This is a genomic window from Streptomyces sp. Sge12 (genome assembly GCF_002080455.1).
Taxonomy (GTDB): Bacteria; Actinomycetota; Actinomycetes; order Streptomycetales; family Streptomycetaceae; genus Streptomyces.
This window is the reverse complement of the sequence record NZ_CP020555.1, coordinates 1,454,831-1,471,608: the sequence shown is the minus strand read 5'-3', so window position 1 is coordinate 1,471,608 and position 16,778 is coordinate 1,454,831. Positions and strand designations below refer to the sequence as shown.

At 73.5% G+C, this 16,778-nt stretch carries 13 protein-coding genes; 9 read left to right on the top strand and 4 right to left on the bottom strand.

Annotated features, from left to right (window positions below; translation table 11 throughout):
- The first annotated feature begins 51 nt into the window (after positions 1 to 51).
- Positions 52 to 1,893 (top strand): AMP-dependent synthetase/ligase, encoded by a 1,842-nt coding sequence (locus B6R96_RS06605; protein WP_081521936.1) that lies wholly within the window; start codon positions 52 to 54, stop codon positions 1,891 to 1,893.
- Between the two features lie 64 nt (positions 1,894 to 1,957).
- On the opposite strand, the gene sph is transcribed toward B6R96_RS06605, so the two are convergent.
- Positions 1,958 to 2,947: a sphingomyelin phosphodiesterase gene (sph, locus tag B6R96_RS06600; protein WP_030385183.1), complete on the bottom strand. Its 990-nt coding sequence runs from the start codon at positions 2,945 to 2,947 to the stop codon at positions 1,958 to 1,960.
- 130 nt (positions 2,948 to 3,077) lie between these two features.
- Here sph and B6R96_RS06595 point away from each other — a divergent pair, with 130 nt between their 5' ends.
- The gene (locus B6R96_RS06595; protein WP_081521935.1) at positions 3,078 to 3,974 is read left to right on the top strand and encodes an oxygenase MpaB family protein; all 897 of its coding nucleotides are present in this window, start codon (positions 3,078 to 3,080) and stop codon (positions 3,972 to 3,974) included.
- An 85-nt stretch (positions 3,975 to 4,059) separates the two neighbouring features.
- Here B6R96_RS06595 and B6R96_RS06590 read toward each other — a convergent pair whose 3' ends face one another.
- Positions 4,060 to 5,616: a M1 family metallopeptidase gene (locus B6R96_RS06590; RefSeq protein WP_081521934.1), complete on the bottom strand. Its 1,557-nt coding sequence runs from the start codon at positions 5,614 to 5,616 to the stop codon at positions 4,060 to 4,062.
- A 555-nt stretch (positions 5,617 to 6,171) separates the two neighbouring features.
- On the opposite strand from B6R96_RS06590, the gene B6R96_RS06585 reads away from it, so the two are divergent.
- The 5 genes from B6R96_RS06585 to B6R96_RS06565 all read left to right on the top strand — a co-directional run bounded on the left by B6R96_RS06585 (position 6,172) and on the right by B6R96_RS06565 (position 12,426).
- Positions 6,172 to 7,035, top strand: coding sequence for an SCO6745 family protein (locus B6R96_RS06585; protein WP_053701439.1), 864 nt, complete (start codon positions 6,172 to 6,174; stop codon positions 7,033 to 7,035).
- 94 nt (positions 7,036 to 7,129) lie between these two features.
- Positions 7,130 to 9,598, top strand: a complete 2,469-nt coding sequence (locus B6R96_RS06580; protein WP_081521933.1) for a Tex family protein — start codon at positions 7,130 to 7,132, stop codon at positions 9,596 to 9,598.
- 291 nt (positions 9,599 to 9,889) lie between these two features.
- Positions 9,890 to 10,390, top strand: coding sequence for a hypothetical protein (locus B6R96_RS06575; protein WP_030385178.1), 501 nt, complete (start codon positions 9,890 to 9,892; stop codon positions 10,388 to 10,390).
- Complete coding sequence (locus B6R96_RS06570; protein WP_081521932.1) at positions 10,380 to 11,555, top strand: MAB_1171c family putative transporter; 1,176 nt, start codon at positions 10,380 to 10,382, stop codon at positions 11,553 to 11,555. The genes B6R96_RS06575 and B6R96_RS06570 overlap by 11 nt, the downstream gene beginning before the upstream one ends.
- 7 nt (positions 11,556 to 11,562) lie before the next feature.
- Entirely contained in the window at positions 11,563 to 12,426 is an 864-nt protein-coding gene (locus B6R96_RS06565) for an SDR family NAD(P)-dependent oxidoreductase (protein WP_237291354.1), read from the top strand.
- 94 nt (positions 12,427 to 12,520) lie between these two features.
- Here the strand turns inward: B6R96_RS06565 and B6R96_RS06560 are convergent, their stop codons facing one another.
- On the bottom strand, positions 12,521 to 14,158 hold the full coding sequence (locus tag B6R96_RS06560) for an ABC-F family ATP-binding cassette domain-containing protein (RefSeq protein WP_081521931.1): 1,638 nt from the start codon (positions 14,156 to 14,158) through the stop codon (positions 12,521 to 12,523).
- Positions 14,159 to 14,258: 100 nt separating this feature from the next.
- Here B6R96_RS06560 and B6R96_RS06555 point away from each other — a divergent pair, with 100 nt between their 5' ends.
- Positions 14,259 to 15,230, top strand: coding sequence for a GlxA family transcriptional regulator (locus B6R96_RS06555; RefSeq protein ID WP_081521930.1), 972 nt, complete (start codon positions 14,259 to 14,261; stop codon positions 15,228 to 15,230).
- Between the two features lie 80 nt (positions 15,231 to 15,310).
- Positions 15,311 to 15,940, top strand: coding sequence for a DJ-1/PfpI family protein (locus B6R96_RS06550; RefSeq protein WP_081521929.1), 630 nt, complete (start codon positions 15,311 to 15,313; stop codon positions 15,938 to 15,940).
- Positions 15,941 to 15,950: 10 nt separating this feature from the next.
- Here the strand turns inward: B6R96_RS06550 and B6R96_RS06545 are convergent, their stop codons facing one another.
- Positions 15,951 to 16,721 (bottom strand): enoyl-CoA hydratase/isomerase family protein, encoded by a 771-nt coding sequence (locus tag B6R96_RS06545; protein WP_081521928.1) that lies wholly within the window; start codon positions 16,719 to 16,721, stop codon positions 15,951 to 15,953.
- Positions 16,722 to 16,778 lie beyond the last annotated feature (57 nt).

Sequence of the window (16,778 nt, the reverse complement as noted above, 5' to 3'; positions counted from 1 at the left end):
TTCAACAGTATTGCTGTCGCACCAACGATGTGAAACGGCCAGGAGCTGCCCATGACCACGAACCTGCGACTGCCCGGACGACCCGAAGAGATCACCCTGCCGGCCCTGCTGGCCCGCAACGCCGCCGCATACGGAGACCTGCCCGCCCTCTCCTGGCGAGCCGGCCCCGAGGCCGCCGACTGGACGACGCTGACCTGGGGCGACGTGCGCCGCAAGGTCGCCGTCCTCGCCGCCGGATACGCAGCCCTCGGCATCGAGCGCGGCGAGCACGTGCTGATGATGATGGGCAACCGCCCCGAGCACTGGCTCAGCGACCTCGCCCTCGTCCACCTCGGCGCCGTACCCGTCACCGTGTACGGGACCTCCGCGCCCGAGCAGATCGCCCACATCGCCCGCCACAGCCGGGCCCGGGTCGCCGTCGTCGAGGGCGCCCGCGAACTCCTGCGGTGGGAACCGCTGCTGGCCGATGCCGGCGTTCCCCTGGAACGCCTCGTGGTGGCCGAGGCCGCCGAGGCAGGCGGGCACTCCACCTACGCCTCCCTGTACTCCGGCGGGGCCCGGCTCCACCGCGGCGACGCCTTCGAGAAGGCCTGGCAGGAGACCCGCCCCGAGGACCCGCTGACCGTCGTCTACACCTCCGGCACCACCGGCGATCCGAAGGGCGTCCGGCTGACCCACCGCAACATCGTGCTCCAGGCGGTCCGCCTCGACCGGCACGTGGAACTGCCCGAGCACGCCGAGCACATCTGCTACCTGCCCTTCGCGCACATAGCCGAGCGCGTCCTCGGCATCTACCTGCCGCTGCTGCGGGCCTCGCACGTCCGGCTGTGCGCCGACCCCACCGCCGTGTCGGGGGCCGTCCGCGAGCTGCACCCGGTGCAGTTCTTCGGCGTGCCCCGGGTGTGGGAGAAGCTCGCCGCCTCGGTGCGCGCGGTCCTCGCCCAGCTGCCCGAGGCCCAGCGCACGGCCATCGAGGCCGCGAACGACCTGGCCCGGGCCCGCGCCGGCCACCGGGAGCGCGGCGAGGAGGTGCCGGCCGCGCTCGAGGCCTCGTACGCCGCGGCGAAGGAGCAGGTGCTGGACCCGCTGCTGCGGCTGGCGGGCCTGGACCGCCTGATGTGGACGGCCAGCGCCACCGCGCCGATGCCCATCGACGTGGTCCGCTTCTGGGCCGGCTGGGGCATCACCATCATGGACGCCTGGGGGCTCACCGAGACCTCGGGCGTCTGCACGGTCAACAGCCCGGACGGCTTCCGGCTCGGCTCGGTGGGCCGCGCGATCGAGGGGCTGGAGCTGAGGCTGGCCGAGGACGGGGAGATCCTCACCCGCGGGGCGACCGTGTTCGGCGGCTACCTGCGGCCGGACGGCTCGCTGGAGAGCGCCTGCGACGAGGAGGGCTGGTTCCCGACCGGGGACATCGGCCGGCTCGACGAGGACGGGTACCTCTGGCTCACCGACCGCAAGAAGGAGCTGATCATCACCTCGAACGGCAAGAACGTCTCGCCGGCCCTGGTGGAGAACACGGTCAAGGAGCACCCGCTGATCGGCCAGGCCCTGGTGCACGGCGACGGCCGCTCCTACCTCGTCGCGCTGCTGGTCCTGGACCCGGAGCTGGCCCCGGTCTGGGCCGCCGCCCGGGGCATCGAGGCCGCCTCCCCGTCCGCCCTCGCCGCGCACCCCGCCGTCCGCGAGGAGATCGCCCGTGCGGTGGAGGCGGCCAACGCCCGGCTCAACCGGACCGAGCAGATCAAGCGGTACCGGCTGCTGACCGAGGAATGGGGCCCGGAGACCGGGGAGCTCACCCCCTCGCTCAAGCTCCGCCGCCGAGTGGTCCGCGACAAGTACGGCGCGCTGATCGACGGCCTGTACGAGGAGCCGTACGGGACCGCCTGAAACCGAGACGCCCCGGTGCGGCGAGCGGGCCCGCGCCCACCGCACCGGGGCCGTCACGAGCGGGCTAGCGTCCGATCAGCGGGTAGTGGTCGGAGAGGTTGTTGTAGGTGTAGGAGGTGCCCCAGCTGGAGACCGTCCAGGGCGCCGACTGCTCCTTGACGACGTTGTTCTCCCAGCCCGCGGGGCGGGCGTTGCCCTTGCGGTAGAGGACGTAGTCCAGGTCCTCGCGCGGGTCTGTCGGGTAGCGGTAGTTCGCTATCGAGTTCAGCGCGGTGTCGAAGGAGTACGGGTGCCCCGTGCGGCTGTCGGAGCCGGCCAGGTCGGCGTTGGCGAGCAGGCTCGCGTACTCGGGGGTGCGCGAGTCGACGTTGAGGTCGCCCGCCACGATGACCTGCTCGTTCGCCGGGATGTTCTTGCCGTCCAGGAAGGCGTCGACGGCCCGGAACTGACGGGCGCGCATCTCCGCGGCCTCGCCCGCGCCGCAGCCGGGGTCGGTGGACTGCGCGTGCGTACCGACCACGTGCACCTTGGCGCCGTTCACGTTCAGGACGACGTACGCGAAGCCCTTGTTGGACCACCAGTCGGCGCCGCAGGCGTCCTTGTAGACGACCTGCTCCTTGCGGACGATCGGCCACTTGCTGAGGACGGTGACGCCGCCGTCCTCCGGGGTGGTGGAGGAGTAGGCGCCGCCCGTGGCGTCCCAGCCGCTCTTGCTGCGGCCGACGACCGGGGTCTGGTACGGGTACTGCGCGGCGGAGTTGGCCTTCAGCGCGTCCGAGGAGCTGTTGTCGAAGGCCTCCTGGAGCACGACCACGTCGTGGCCCTGGTAGAAGGACGCCTTGGGGATCTCGGCGGCGCGGTGGTCCTGGCCCCAGTTCGGGTACAGGTTCTTGCTCATCAGGAACACGTTGTACGACAGGACGCTGAGCCGCGGGGCGGCGGCGGTCTCCGCGGCCGTGGCGGCAGGCGCGGTGGTGGCGGCCAGCGCGCCTGCGGCGACCGCGGCGACGGCCGTGGCGGCGGCGCGGCGCGAGCGGGGCGTGGAAAGCAGCATGAAGGTCTCCGTCATTCCTGCGGGGGAAGATCGACGCCGTCATACAAGCAGCAGCAGTTACCTCTGGGTAACACCCGTGCAGAGACTTTCTGTCCGTGAGACGGCCGTCCGGTGCTCGCATACTTGTCATATGACGACGACGGACTCCGCACACCCCGCCGGACCTGCGGCCACGCGCCGCACCGACCCCGCGCCGCCCCCGCCGGGCGGGGTGCTGTGGACGATCGCCGGCGACGTCCGCGCCCTGCTGATGCTGCCCGCCGCCTTCACCATGCAGGTGGCGCACCCCGCGATCGCGGCCGGCGTCGACCAGTACTCGGTCTTCCGCACCGACCCCTGGGGCCGCGGCGAGCGGTCCCTGCGCTCGGTCCAGCTGTGGGTGTACGGCGGGGAGGAGGCGGCGCAGGAGGGCCGCCGGGTCCGCCGCCTGCACAAGGACATCCAGGGCACCGACACCCGCGGCCGCCGCTACCACTCCCTCGACCCCGCCTGCTACGCCTGGGTGCACGCCACCGGCTTCCCGGTCTACCTCTACGCGGGCCGCTACCTGCTGCGCCGCTTCACCCCCGCCCAGGAGCGGCAGCTCTACCGGGAGTGGCTCCAGGTGGGCCGGATCCTGGGCCTGCACGACCGGGACATGCCGCAGAGCATCGAGGAGTACCGGACGTACTGGGGCCGGATGCTGGCCGAGGAGATCGAGCCCACCGCGGTCGCCCGCGAGCTGGTCGCCACCGATGTGCCGCTGCCCCGGCCGCAGGCCGCCTCGCCCGCCGTGCGCCTGCTGCTGCGGCTGACCTGGCCGGTGCTGCGGGCGGCGTTCCTGCGCCTGCGGGCCTTCGTCACCGCCGGCTACATGCCGCCCGAGGCCCGCGCGGCGATCGGGCTGGAGTGGAGCCCGGCCCAGGAGCGCAGGCTCCGGCGGTTCAGCACGGCCGTACGGCTCCTCGTACCGCTCCTGCCGGAACGCCTGCGCTACCTGCCGATCGCCTACCGGGCCCGAGCCGCCTGGCACGCGGAAGCCCACTGACAACCCCGGGACGCACGACCCGGGGAAGCACGGGCCCCCGCCGAATGCGGGAGCCCGTGCGCGGTGGGCGGGGCCTTGCGCCGACTCAGTGCCGGTGGCCGGGCCCGGAGCCGTGCTCGGTGTCGTGGATCGTGTTGGTCTCCGCGATCTTCTTCCAGGACTTGGGCTCCGCGGCGGGCTTCGCCGGCTTCGCCGGGGCGGACTGCTGCAGCGAGCGGGCCGAGGGGCCCGCCGCCGACGGGTTCAGGGCCGAGGCCTCGGGCTTGCCGGGGGTGTAGAGCCAGGTCTCGAAGAGCTGGGCGAGCGGCTTCTTCGAGACCTTCTCGGCGTACCGGACGAAGTCCCCGACCTTGGCGTTGCCGTACGCCCGCTCGGTCGGCCAGCCCTTGAGGATCTCGAAGAACTTCTCGTCGCCGATCTCGTTGCGCAGCGCCTGGAGGGCGATGGCGCCGCGGTCGTAGACGGCGCCGTGGAACTGGTTCTCCGGACCCGGGTCACCCGGCTTGACCTGCCAGAACGCATCCTCGGCCGGGCGCAGGGCGTAGGCCCAGTCGGCGAGTTCCTGAGCCGTGCCCTCGCCCTCCTTCTCCGACCACAGCCACTGGCTGTAGCGGGCGAAGCCCTCGTTGATCCAGATGTCCTTCCAGCCGTCGACGGACACGCTGTCGCCGTACCACTGGTGCGCCAGCTCGTGCACGACCACGGAGACGTTGGCGCCGCCCCGGAACTGGCCGGGGCCGTAGAACGGCCGCGTCTGGGTCTCCAGGGCGAAGCCGGCGGTCACGTTCGGCACGTAGCCGCCCAGCGCGTTGAAGGGGTACGGCCCGAAGACCCCCTCCAGCCACTCGGCGACCTCGCCGGTCCGCTCCACGCTCGCGCGCGCCGCGCCCGCGTTGTCGCCGAGGTCCTTGCTGTACGCGTTCAGGATCGGCAGCCCGCTCGCCGTCTTGTCGGTGGTGATGTCGAACTTGCCGACGGCGAGGGTGGCGAGGTACGTGGCCTGCGGCTTGTTGGAACGCCAGTTGTACCGGGTCCAGCCGAGGCGCGAGGTCTGGGACTGCAGGACGCCGTTGCTGATCGCCTGGGTGCCGTCGGGCACGTTGACCGAGACGTCGAAGGTGGCCTTGTCCAGCGGGTGGTCGTTGCTGGGGAACCACCAGACCGCCGAGTCGGGCTCCTGCGCCGCCACCCCGCCGTCGGGCGTGCGCTGCCAGGCCGTCCAGCCGTCGACCTTCAGCTCGGAGGGCTTGCCCGCGTACTTGACGACCACGGACAGCGGGGTGTTGCGCGCCAGCGGCTTCGCCGGGGTGACCTCCAGCTCGTGGGAGCCGGAGGTGGCGAACTTCGCCCTGACCCCGTTGACCCGGATCTCGCTGACCTGGAGGCCGAAGTCGAGGTTGAAGCGGGACAGGTCCTGCTTGGCGGTGGCCAGCAGGGTGGCCGTGCCCTCGAGCAGGTCCGTCTTCGGCTGGTACTGCAGGCGCAGGTCGTAGTGCGACACGTCGTATCCGCCGTTGCCGCTGGCCGGGTAGTAGGGATCGCCGACACCCGGGGCGCCCGGACCGGCACTCGCCGCCGACGCCGGGATCACCAGCAGGAGGGAGGCGGCGAGGACGCTCGGGGCGATGACTTTGCGGTGCACGAATGGCTCCAAGTGGTAGGGGAGACAGATCGGTTCACAGAGTGGTTCAAGGCCTTGTCGCTCGACCGTATTCACCCGTGGCGGCTCAGGTCATGTCCATGGCCCCTGCTGTCACACGATCGCCATTCGGCCGTCACGGGTGAGCGGGTGGCGCGGCCCCGGGCCGGGTGGCAGCGGGCGCCGGACGGCCCCCTCGGGCGGCCCGTACGCCCCGTCCCGTGCCCGGTGGCCTGCGGTGCAGCTCCGGGCCGGGCGCCCCGCCGGCGCCCGCGGGGCCGCCGCCGCTGCGCGCGCCGAAGCCGAGCCGTGCCGGCCCCGGCATCCGCACCAGCCCCCGCGGATCGGCCGAATCGAGCCGGATGAGCTGCGCGCGGCGGACCGGGGGCCCCGGGGGCCCGGCCCCGCCAACGCCCGTCCGGCACCGGGGCGCTGGGGATCCGGCTGCCCGGTCGGGCCGGATCGGCGCGCGCGCCCGGTGCGCGCAGCAGGCGGTGAGACGCGTACTGCCGGATCCCGCCCTACCCGGCATACCGAACAGTCGGTAACCTGCCGGGCATGACGCTTCCCCTGCTCGCCGCCCGTCGCTGTTGGCATGCAGCGATCAACCCGCTGCACGCGACGATCTACTTCTCGCCGGATCTCGCCAAGGAGCTCGCAGCCCTCGGCGTCACGGACCCGGTGGCCGTCAATCTCGCCAGCCGCGCCGCCGCCATGGGCGCCGTCGGGCCCGGCACGGTGACCGCCACCTTCTACAACTACCGCCACGACCTGCTCGCCCGGCACCTTCCGGCCGTGTGGGACACCGCGACGCCCGAGCAGGTCCTCGCCGCCCGGCTGCGGGCCGCCGACAGCACCCTGCGCCGGCTGCTCGGGCCCGAGACCGTCGAGTCGCCGGAGATGGCCGAGGCCGCCGACCTGGCCATGCGCGCCACCGAGGGCTGCACCCGCCACGCCCGCACCCTCTACGCGGCCCACGCCGACCTCCCCGTACCCGAGGCCCCGCACCTGCGCCTGTGGCACGCCACCACCCTGCTGCGCGAGCACCGCGGCGACGGCCACCTCGCCGCCCTGCTCCTCGCGGCCCTGGACCCGGTGGAGGCGCTGGTCAGCCATACCGCCACCGGCCGCGGTATGACCGCCAAGTGGATCAAGGCCATCCGCGGCTGGGAGCAGTCCGACCTGGACGCCGCGACCGGCCGGCTGCGCGAGCGCGGGATCCTCGACGCGGACGGCGAGCTCACCGAGGAGGGCAAGGCCGTGCGCGAGCGCCTGGAGGCCGAGACCGACCGCCTCGACGTGGCCCCGTACGAGCACCTCGGCGAGCAGGGCCTGGCCCGTCTCGCGGAACTGGGCAGCGGCTTCGTGACCAAGGCGATCGGCGCCGGGGCCTTCCCGCGCGACCTCTTCGGCCGGGCCTGACCGCGGGCAACGGGCAGGGTTCCCGCCGTCCGTCACCGCCACCTGCCACAATTGGCAGCCTTCCAGTGCAAACGAAGGCAGGCGGGACCCGATCGTGACGACGTCCATCGAATGCAGGATCGCCGAGGAGCTCGGCGTACGGGAGCGGCAGGTCAAGGCCGCCGTCGAGCTGCTCGACGGCGGCTCCACCGTGCCGTTCATCGCGCGCTACCGCAAGGAAGCGACCGAGATGCTCGACGACGCCCAACTGCGCACCCTCGAGGAGCGGCTGCGGTATCTGCGCGAGTTGGAGGACCGCCGCGCGGCGGTCCTGGACTCCGTACGGGAGCAGGGCAAGCTCACCGACGAGCTCGCGGCCCGGATCGCCGCGGCCGACACCAAGGCCCGGCTGGAGGACATCTACCTGCCCTTCAAGCCCAAGCGGCGCACCAAGGCGCAGATCGCCCGCGAGGCCGGGCTGGAGCCGCTCGCCGAGGGGCTGCTGGCCGACCCGTCGGTGGAACCGGCCGCCGCCGCGGCCGCGTTCGTCGACGCCGACAAGGGCGTCGCCGACCCGGCGGCCGCCCTGGAGGGCGCCCGCGCCATCCTCACCGAGCGGTTCGGCGAGGACGCCGACCTGATCGGCGAACTCCGCGAGCGCATGTGGGGCCGCGGCCGCCTCGCGGCGAAGGTCCGCGAGGGCAAGGAGGAGGCGGGCGCCAAGTTCGCCGACTACTTCGACTTCGCCGAGCCGTTCACCGCGCTGCCCTCGCACCGGGTCCTCGCCATGCTGCGCGGCGAGAAGGAGGACGTCCTCGACCTCACCCTGGAGCCGGAGGAGCCGAGCGAGGAGCCCGGCCCGTCCACGTACGAGGGCATGATCGCCCGCCGCTTCGGCGTGGGCGACCGCGGCCGCCCCGGCGACAAGTGGCTGGGCGACACGGTCCGCTGGGCCTGGCGTACGAAGATCCAGGTGCACCTCGGCATCGACCTGCGGATGCGGCTGCGCCAGGCCGCCGAGGACGAGGCCGTACGGGTCTTCGCGTCCAACCTGCGCGACCTGCTGCTCGCGGCGCCCGCCGGCACCCGGGCGACCCTCGGCCTGGACCCCGGTTTCCGTACCGGTGTGAAGGTCGCCGTCGTGGACGCGACCGGCAAGGTCGTGGCCACGGACGTGATCTACCCGCACGTGCCCGCCAACAAGTGGGACGAGTCCCTCGCCAAGCTGGCCCGCCTGGCGAAGGAGCACTCCGTCGAGCTGGTCGCCATCGGCAACGGCACGGCCTCCCGCGAGACCGACAAGCTGGCCGGTGACCTCATCACGCGCCACCCGGAGCTGGGGCTCACCAAGGTGATGGTCTCCGAGGCGGGCGCCTCCGTGTACTCGGCCTCCGCCTTCGCCTCGCAGGAACTGCCGGACATGGACGTGTCGCTGCGCGGCGCGGTCTCCATCGCCCGCCGGCTGCAGGACCCGCTCGCCGAACTGGTCAAGATCGACCCGAAGTCGATCGGCGTCGGCCAGTACCAGCACGACCTGTCCGAGGTGAAGCTCTCGCGCTCGCTCGACGCGGTCGTCGAGGACTGTGTGAACGGCGTCGGCGTGGACGTGAACACCGCCTCCGCGCCGCTGCTCTCCCGGGTGTCGGGCATCAGCGGCGGCCTCGCCGAGAACATCGTGGCCCATCGCGACGCCAACGGCCCCTTCCGCAGCCGCAAGGGGCTCAAGGACGTGGCCCGGCTCGGCCCGAAGGCGTACGAGCAGTGCGCGGGCTTCCTGCGGATCCGCGGCGGGGACGACCCGCTGGACTTCTCCAGCGTGCACCCCGAGGCCTACCCGGTGGTCCGCGGGATGGCCAAGACGGCGGGCAGCGAGGTGGCGGCGCTGATCGGCAACGGCGATGTGCTGCGCTCGCTGCGACCGGAGCAGTTCGTCACGGAGGCCTTCGGCCTGCCGACCGTCACGGACATCCTGCGCGAACTGGAGAAGCCGGGCCGCGACCCGCGTCCCGCCTTCAGGACGGCCACCTTCAAGGAGGGCGTGGAGAAGATCGGCGACCTGGCGCCGGGGATGATCCTGGAGGGAGTGGTCACCAATGTGGCCGCCTTCGGCGCCTTCATCGACATCGGCGTCCACCAGGACGGGCTGGCGCACGTCTCGGCGCTGTCGAAGAACTTCGTCAAGGACCCCCGGGACGTGGTCAAGCCGGGCGACATCGTCCGCGTGAAGGTCATGGACGTGGACATCCCGCGCAAGCGGATCTCGCTGACCCTGCGCCTGGAGGACGAGGCGGGGGCGGAGCGCGGCGCGGGCGCGCCCCGGCAGCGCGAGGACCGGCGGGGCGGTGGCAACGGCGCCGGCAACGGCCGTCCCCCGCAGCAGCGCGGCGGCGCCGGCGGCCGTGAGGGCACCCGCGAGGGCGGCCGGAACCAGGGCCGGGGCCAGGGCGAACGGGGCCAGGGCGGCCAGGGCCGGCGGCAGGGCGGCGGCGGAGGCAGCGCCCCGGCCCCCGCCAACAGCGCGATGGCCGACGCCCTGCGCCGCGCGGGCCTCACCTCCGCCCCCGAGGAGCGCCGCAAGCGGTAGCGGCCGTCAAGGGTGTCTTGCAGCCACCCGGCGCGTGAGGATCTTCGTACAGGATGGCCGAATAGGTTCCCCACCTGGGGACTTGCCTTGCCAACTCACGTACAAGATCTGTAGGCATGGTGGAACGCCCGTTCGTCACTCGGCGGACGGGCGTCCGCGTTTTCTCCTCAGGACCCCCCAGGACCCCTCAGGACCGCGTTCCCCGAGGCCGCCTCGAAGGCACAGGACGTCATGCCCATGCCCACACACGCCTACCGCCGTTGCCCCGGAAAGGGTCCGAAGAGGGATCACATGCCCCACCGGCAACTCAGCATTCGCAAAAGGTGCGAGCAGATTCTCGGCCATCTGGATCTGACCCACCCCTTCTCCCTCGACGTCCTGTGCGGACGGATAGCCGAGCGGCGCGGACGCCCCATCCGGCTCCACCCGCTCCCCAAGGAGGCGGCGGAGTCCGGGGTCTGCGGACTGTGGGTGGGCACGGCCAGCGTCGACTACGTCTTCTACGAGGCGCAGACGACGCCGCTGCACCGGGAGCACATCGTCCTCCACGAGCTCGGCCACATCCTCTTCGGCCACCACTCGCTGGAGGGGGAGGAGAGCGACGGGAACGCCCCGGTCGTCCTCGGACGCACCAACTACACCACCCGCCAGGAACAGGAGGCGGAGATGCTCGCCAGCATGATCCGCATCCGCACGGCGAACACCGGGCCCCGCTCCACCGGCAGTGAACGCGGCACCCTGGCCCGGCTGGAGTCCGCCATGGGGTACGAGCGGGCCAACGATGGCAGCTGACCTCACCGCCTTCGGCAACTGGCTCGCCCTCCCCAGCGTGGTGTGCCTGTGGGCCGCCGTCCTGCTCCGCGCCCCCGGCGCCCTGCGCTCGCCCCAGCAGCGCGGCCTGTGGCTGGCCGTCGCCACCGCCGCCGCCGCGATGACGCTCAACCTCCCGGAGGTCGTCGCGTACGCGATGGACCGCGGCCCGGGCTACGCCCACACCATCGGCCTCGTCCGCAACCTCATCGGGGTGCTCTCGGCGGGCGCCGTCCTCTACTTCGTCGCCGCCACCACCCGCGGCCGCCGGCTCCAACTCGCCGCCTGCACCGCCACCGCGGCCTGGCTGGGCGCCCTCCTCGCCCTGGACGCGGCCGCGCCCGGCCACGGCACGCACACCATGCCCCCGGTCGGCGACCCGGTGCCCTCCCTCGCCTACTGGCTGGTGCTGATCTCCGCGCACGTGGTCGCCAACACCGTCTGCGTGGCCCTGTGCTGGCGCTACAGCCGCCGCACCGCGAGCCGGGGCCTGGCCGCCGGGCTCCGCCTGTTCGGCCTCGGCACCGCGCTCGCCGGCCTGTTCTGGCTGGCGTACCTGCTCAAGGCCCTGTTCGGCAGCACCTGGGCGATGCCCGCCCTCCCGCTGCTCATGAACCTGCACGGCCTGCTGCGCGCCGTCGCGATCCTCGTGCCCACCCTGTTCACCCTCCGCCGTACCTTCGCCGACCTGGCCACCGCCTGGCGGCTGTGGCCGCTGTGGCGCGACCTGGTCGAGGCGGTCCCGCACGTGGCCCTCAACAAGCCGCGCGCCTGCCGGGTGATGGAGCTGCTGTGGCCGCCGGTCCCGCGCAACCTGCTCGTCTACCGCAAGGTCATCGAGACGCGCGACGCGATCCTGATCCTGGGGGAGTACGCGGCGCCGGGCGCCCTGGACCGCGCCCGCGGCCAGGTCGCCGGACACGGCATCCCCGAGCAGCGGGCCACCGCCACCGCGCTGGCCCGCGTCCTGCGGGAGGCACGGCAGGCGAAGCTCGACGGGGCGCCCGGACAGCCGGGGGAGGGCGCCGCGCTGGAACTGCCCGCCGCGATCCACACCTCGCAGGAGGACGGGGACCTGGCGGACGAGGCCCGGTTCCTCGTCGACGTCGCCCAGGCGTACGCCTCGCCCGTCCCACCAAGGAAGTGAACCCGCTGTGACCACCGACCGGACCACCGACCGGACCACCGACCGGACCGCTGACCGGACCACCGATCCGATGACCGCGGCGAACGCCGCGGCGACCACCGTACTGATCACCGGGGCCAGCGCCGGACTGGGCGCGGCCTTCGCCCGGGGCTTCGCCGCCAAGGGCTGCGACCTGGTCCTCGTCGCCCGCGACAAGGACCGGCTCGACGCCGTCGCCGCCGAACTGGCCAGGGAGTACGGCACCGCGTCCGAGGTGCTGCCCGCCGACCTGCTGGACCCGGCGGACTGCGCCGCCGTCGCCGCGCGGCTCGCCGACCCGGCCCGCCCCGTGGACATCCTGGTCAACAACGCGGGCTTCGGGCTGCCCGCGCCCTTCCCGTACAGCCCGGTCGAGGACGAGGAGCGGATGCTCGACCTGCTGGTCAAGGTCCCGCTGCGGCTCACCCACGCCCTGCTGCCCGGCCTGCGCGCCCGCCGCCGGGGCGCCGTCCTGAACGTCTCCTCGGTGGCCGGACTCCTGCCGACCGGGACCTACGGGGCCGCCAAGGCCTGGATCACCGCCTTCAGCGAGTCGCTGCGGGTCGACATGGCGCCGTACGGGGTCCGGGTGCTGGCCGTGGTCCCCGGCTTCACCCGCACCGAGTTCCAGGCGCGCGCCGGGATGGACGTCAGCGCGCTGCGCGACGCGGTGTGGCTGGAACCGGAGGCCGTGGTCGCGCAGGCGCTGAAGGACCTCGCCCTGCGCCGCCCGGTCAGCATCACCGGCCGCCGCTACCGCGCCTACGCCCTCGCAGCCCGGCACCTGCCGCGCACCTTCGTCGCCCGGAAGATGGCCCGCAAGCGCCGGCCCCCGGCCGGGGCGGACATGTGACCCCGCCCCCGGAGCGGGCCCGCGAGGCCCGTGAGGGCTGTGCCCGGCGCGAGACCACGGGGTACGGCCGGCCCGGGGCGGCCCTTCCGGAGGACTAGAGCTCGGTGACCTTGCCGCCGGAGACCTCCAGGCGGCGGGTCACGTGTACCGCGTCCAGCATGCGGCGGTCGTGCGTGACCAGCAGCAGGGTGCCCTCGTAGGCGTCGAGGGCGGCTTCCAGCTGCTCGATCGCCGGCAGGTCGAGGTGGTTGGTGGGCTCGTCCAGGACCAGCAGGTTCACCCCGCGGCCCTGGAGCAGGGCCAGCGCCGCCCGGGTGCGCTCGCCCGGCGAGAGGGTCGCCGCCGGGCGCAGGACGTGCGCCGCCTTCAGCCCGAACTTGGCCAGCAGGGTGCGCACTTCGGCCGGCTCGGTGTCCGGGACCGCCGCGCAGAAGGCCTCCAGCAGCGGTTCGTCGCCGAGGAACAGGCCGCGCGCCTGGTCCACCTCGCCGACCAGGACGCCGGAGCCGAGGGTGGCGGAGCCGGAGTCCGGCGCCAGCCGGCCCAGCAGGACGGCGAGGAGGGTGGACTTGCCGGCGCCGTTGGCCCCGGTGATCGCCACCCGGTCCGCCCAGTCGATCTGGAGGCTGGCCGGGCCGAAGGAGAAGTCCCCGCGCCGGACGGCCGCCTCGCGCAGGGTGGCCACCACGGAGCCCGAGCGCGGGGCCGCCGCGATCTCCATCCGCAGCTCCCACTCCTTGCGGGGCTCGTCCACGACGTCCAGCCGCTCGATGGCGCGCTGCGTCTGGCGGGCCTTGGCGGCCTGCTTCTCGCTGGACTCGGCGCGCAGGTTCTTGCCGAGCTTGTTGTTGTCGCTCGCCTTGCGGCGGGCGTTGCGCACGCCCTTGTCCATCCAGTTGCGCTGCATCTGGGCCCGGCCCTCCAGGGCGGCCTTCTTGTCCGCGTACTCCTCGAACTCCTCGCGGGCGTGGTCGCGCGAGCGCTCGCGCTCCTCCAGGTAGGCGTCGTAGCCGCCGCCGTAGAGGTTGATCTGCTGCTGGGCGAGGTCGAGTTCGAGGACCTTGGTGACCGTCCGGGTGAGGAACTCGCGGTCGTGGCTGATCACGACCGTGCCGGCACGCAGCCCCTTGACGAAGCGTTCCAGCCGCTCCAGACCGTCCAGGTCCAGGTCGTTGGTGGGCTCGTCGAGGAGGAAGACGTCGTAGCGGGACAGGAGGAGAGAGGCGAGGCCCGCGCGGGCCGCCTGGCCACCGGAGAGCGCGGTCATCGGCAGGTCGAGGCCGACCGCGAGACCGAGGTCGTCGGCGACCTCCTGGGCCCGCTCGTCGAGGTCTGCGCCGCCGAGGTTCAGCCACTGGTCCAGCGCCGTCGCGTACGCGTCGTCCGCGCCCGGCGTCCCGTCCACCAGGCCCTGCGTCGCCGCGTCGAGCTCCGCCTGGGCGGCCGCGACGCCGGTGCGGCGGGCCAGGAACTCCCGGACGGACTCCTGCGGCCGGCGCTCCGGCTCCTGCGGCAGGTGCCCGACGGCCGCGCCGGGCGGGGACAGCCGCAGCTCCCCGGTCTCGGGAGTGTCCAGCCCGGCGAGCAGCCGAAGCAGGGTGGACTTCCCGGCGCCGTTCACGCCGACGAGGCCGATGACGTCGCCGGGCGCGACGACGAGGTCGAGATCGGCGAAGAGGGTGCGCTCACCGTGCGCGGCGGTGAGCTTCTTGGCGACGAGGGTTGCAGTCATGATGAGCCGATCCTATCCGCGCGCGGACGGGGCCCGGCATGGCCGGATAGGTGGGAAGCCCGTCATTGCGGCCGTCACGGGCGCAGAACACCATGGATCCATGGGGTCATCGCCGCGCAACGTCCTCGTCCTCCTCTACGACGGGGTCCAGAGCCTGGACGTGACCGGGCCGGTGGAGGTGTTCGCCGCGCTCGCCCACTTCCCGGGGCGGGCCGGGTACACGATCCGGACGGTCGCTCCCGCAGGAACGCCCGTCCGCACCGGAAGCGGGCTGACGCTGGTGCCGGACGGGGAGCTGGAGAGCGCCCGGCCGGACCCCGGGACCACGGTGCTGGTGCCCGGGGGGCGGTTCACGGCGGACTTCGAGCCGAGGCTCACCGACTGGCTCCGTGCCCACGGGGGCGGCGCGGGACGGCTGGTGTCCGTGTGCACGGGAGGACTGCTGCTGGCCGAGGCGGGGCTGCTGGACGGGCGGCGGGCGACGACGCACTGGTACGCCTGCGAGCGGATGGCGCGGGACTACCCGGCCGTCTCCGTCGAGCCGGACCCGATCTACGTACGGGACGGACCGGTGGCCACCTCGGCCGGGGTCACCGCCGGGATCGACCTCGCCCTGGCGCTGGTGGAGGAGGACCACGGCCGGGACGTGGCCCTGACGATCGCCCGGCACCTGGTGGTCTTCCTGCGCAGGCCCGGCAACCAGGCGCAGTTCAGCGCGCAGCTGGCCGCCCAGACCGCCCGGCGGGACCCGCTGCGGGACGTGCAGCAGTGGATCACCGAGCACCCGGGGGAGAACCTGGGCGTCGAGCGGCTCGCCGCCCGGGCCCGGCTGTCGCCGCGGCACTTCGCGCGCGCCTTCCAGGCGGAGACCGGGGTCACGCCCGGCCGGTACGTCGAACGGGTCCGGGTGGACCACGCGCGGCGGCTGCTGGAGGAGAGCGGGGAAGGGATCGCACAGATCGCCCGGGCCTGCGGGTACGGGAACCCGGAGGCGTTGCGCCGGGCCTTCGTACGGACCCTCGGCCAGCCGCCCGCCGAGTACCGCCGCCGGTTCGGCACGTCCCGCGCCTGAGGGCCGGCCCCGGCGGCCGAAGAAGAAGAGTCGCCCCCCAGGGGGTTCCGTCGTGTTCCGACCACCGCTCCGGAGGAGCCATGCAGATCGCCGTACTGCTCTACGACCACTTCACCGCCCTCGACGCCGTCGGGCCCTTCGACACCCTCGGCCGGCTCCCCGACGCCGAGGTCGTCTTCGTCTCCGAGCGGCCGGGTCCCGTGCGGACGGACAGCGGGGCGCTCGCGCTCGTCGCCGACAAGGGCCTCGACGAGGTCACCCGGCCCGACATCGTCATCGTGCCCGGCGGGCCGCATCCCGAGCGGGAGATGGCCAATCCCGTGGTCCTGGACTGGCTACGCACCGTCGACGCCACGACCACCTGGACCACCTCGGTGTGCACCGGATCCCTGCTGCTGGCCGCCGCCGGGCTGCTCGACGGCCGGCGGGCCACCAGCCACTGGCTGTACCTGGACCGGCTGGCGAAGCACGGGGCCGAGCCGACCGGCGAGCGCGTGGTGTTCGACGGGAAGTACGTCACCGCCGCAGGGGTGTCCTCCGGGATCGACATGGGGCTCACCCTGCTCGGCCGGATCGCCGGCGACGACTTCGCGCAAGCCGTGCAGCTGATGACCGAGTACGACCCCCAGCCGCCCTATGACGCGGGCTCGCCCGACAAGGCCCCGGCCGCTCTCGTCGAGATGCTGCGGGGCAGCGGCACGCCCGGCTGACGGCCGGCCGTCAGGGCGTCCACGTGAAGCGCGGTGCCCGGCGTTCCAGGAACGCGGCGACTCCCTCCGCGGTGTCCTCGCCGGCGGCGGCCCGGCCCTGCCAGTAGGCGTCCCGGTCGGTCCGGCCGTCCGCGAACTCCTTGGCGGCCGCCTGCGTCAGCTGGGAGCGCGAGGCCAGGATCCGGGTGAACTCGGCGACGCGCTTGTCCAGTTGGCCGGCCGGCAGCAGCTCGTTCAGGAATCCGGCGCGCAGCGCGGTCTCCGCGCCGATCAGCTCGGCGGAGAAGAGGAGGTACTTGGCCCACGCCGGGCCGACCAGGCCCGCCAGCCTGCGGGTGGAGGACGCGGGGTAGACGATGCCCAGCTTGGCCGGGGTCACTCCGAAGGAGGCGCCCTCCTCGGCGAAGCGCAGGTCGCAGGCCGCCGCCAGCTGGCTGCCGCCTCCCACGCAGAAGCCGCGGATCGCCGCCAGCGTCGGCTTGGGGAAGGCGGCCAGGGCCTCCTCGGCCGCGACGGCCAGGGCCCGCGGATCATCGGCGCCGGCGTCCCCGGCGTCCCCGGTCAGGGAGGAGATGTCGGCGCCCGCGCAGAAGGTCGCTCCGGCCCCGGTCAGCACGAGCGTCCGTACCGCCGGGTCGTCGGCCAGGCCCGCCAGCAGCTCCGGGAGCGCCCGCCACATGGCAGCGGTCATCGCGTTGCGCTTCGCGGGGTGCGAGATGACGACGGTGGCCACCCCGTCGGCGACCGTGTGCAGGAGGGTTGCGTCCTGGGCTGCGTCCATGCGCCGGATGCTATCCCGGGCGGTCATACCTATGATCAAGGGAGTCCGTCGGGGGTG

What these genes read in the sequence shown, in the direction of transcription:
- B6R96_RS06605 (WP_081521936.1), top strand. Translation starts at nt 52, where the DNA reads ATGACCACGAACCTGCGACTGCCCGGACGACCCGAAGAGATCACCCTG.
- sph (WP_030385183.1), bottom strand. Translation starts at nt 2,947, where the DNA reads ATGCTGCTTTCCACGCCCCGCTCGCGCCGCGCCGCCGCCACGGCCGTC.
- B6R96_RS06595 (WP_081521935.1), top strand. Translation starts at nt 3,078, where the DNA reads ATGACGACGACGGACTCCGCACACCCCGCCGGACCTGCGGCCACGCGC.
- B6R96_RS06585 (WP_053701439.1), top strand. Translation starts at nt 6,172, where the DNA reads ATGACGCTTCCCCTGCTCGCCGCCCGTCGCTGTTGGCATGCAGCGATC.
- B6R96_RS06575 (WP_030385178.1), top strand. Translation starts at nt 9,890, where the DNA reads ATGCCCCACCGGCAACTCAGCATTCGCAAAAGGTGCGAGCAGATTCTC.
- B6R96_RS06570 (WP_081521932.1), top strand. Translation starts at nt 10,380, where the DNA reads ATGGCAGCTGACCTCACCGCCTTCGGCAACTGGCTCGCCCTCCCCAGC.
- B6R96_RS06560 (WP_081521931.1), bottom strand. Translation starts at nt 14,158, where the DNA reads ATGACTGCAACCCTCGTCGCCAAGAAGCTCACCGCCGCGCACGGTGAG.
- B6R96_RS06555 (WP_081521930.1), top strand. Translation starts at nt 14,259, where the DNA reads ATGGGGTCATCGCCGCGCAACGTCCTCGTCCTCCTCTACGACGGGGTC.
- B6R96_RS06550 (WP_081521929.1), top strand. Translation starts at nt 15,311, where the DNA reads ATGCAGATCGCCGTACTGCTCTACGACCACTTCACCGCCCTCGACGCC.
- B6R96_RS06545 (WP_081521928.1), bottom strand. Translation starts at nt 16,721, where the DNA reads ATGGACGCAGCCCAGGACGCAACCCTCCTGCACACGGTCGCCGACGGG.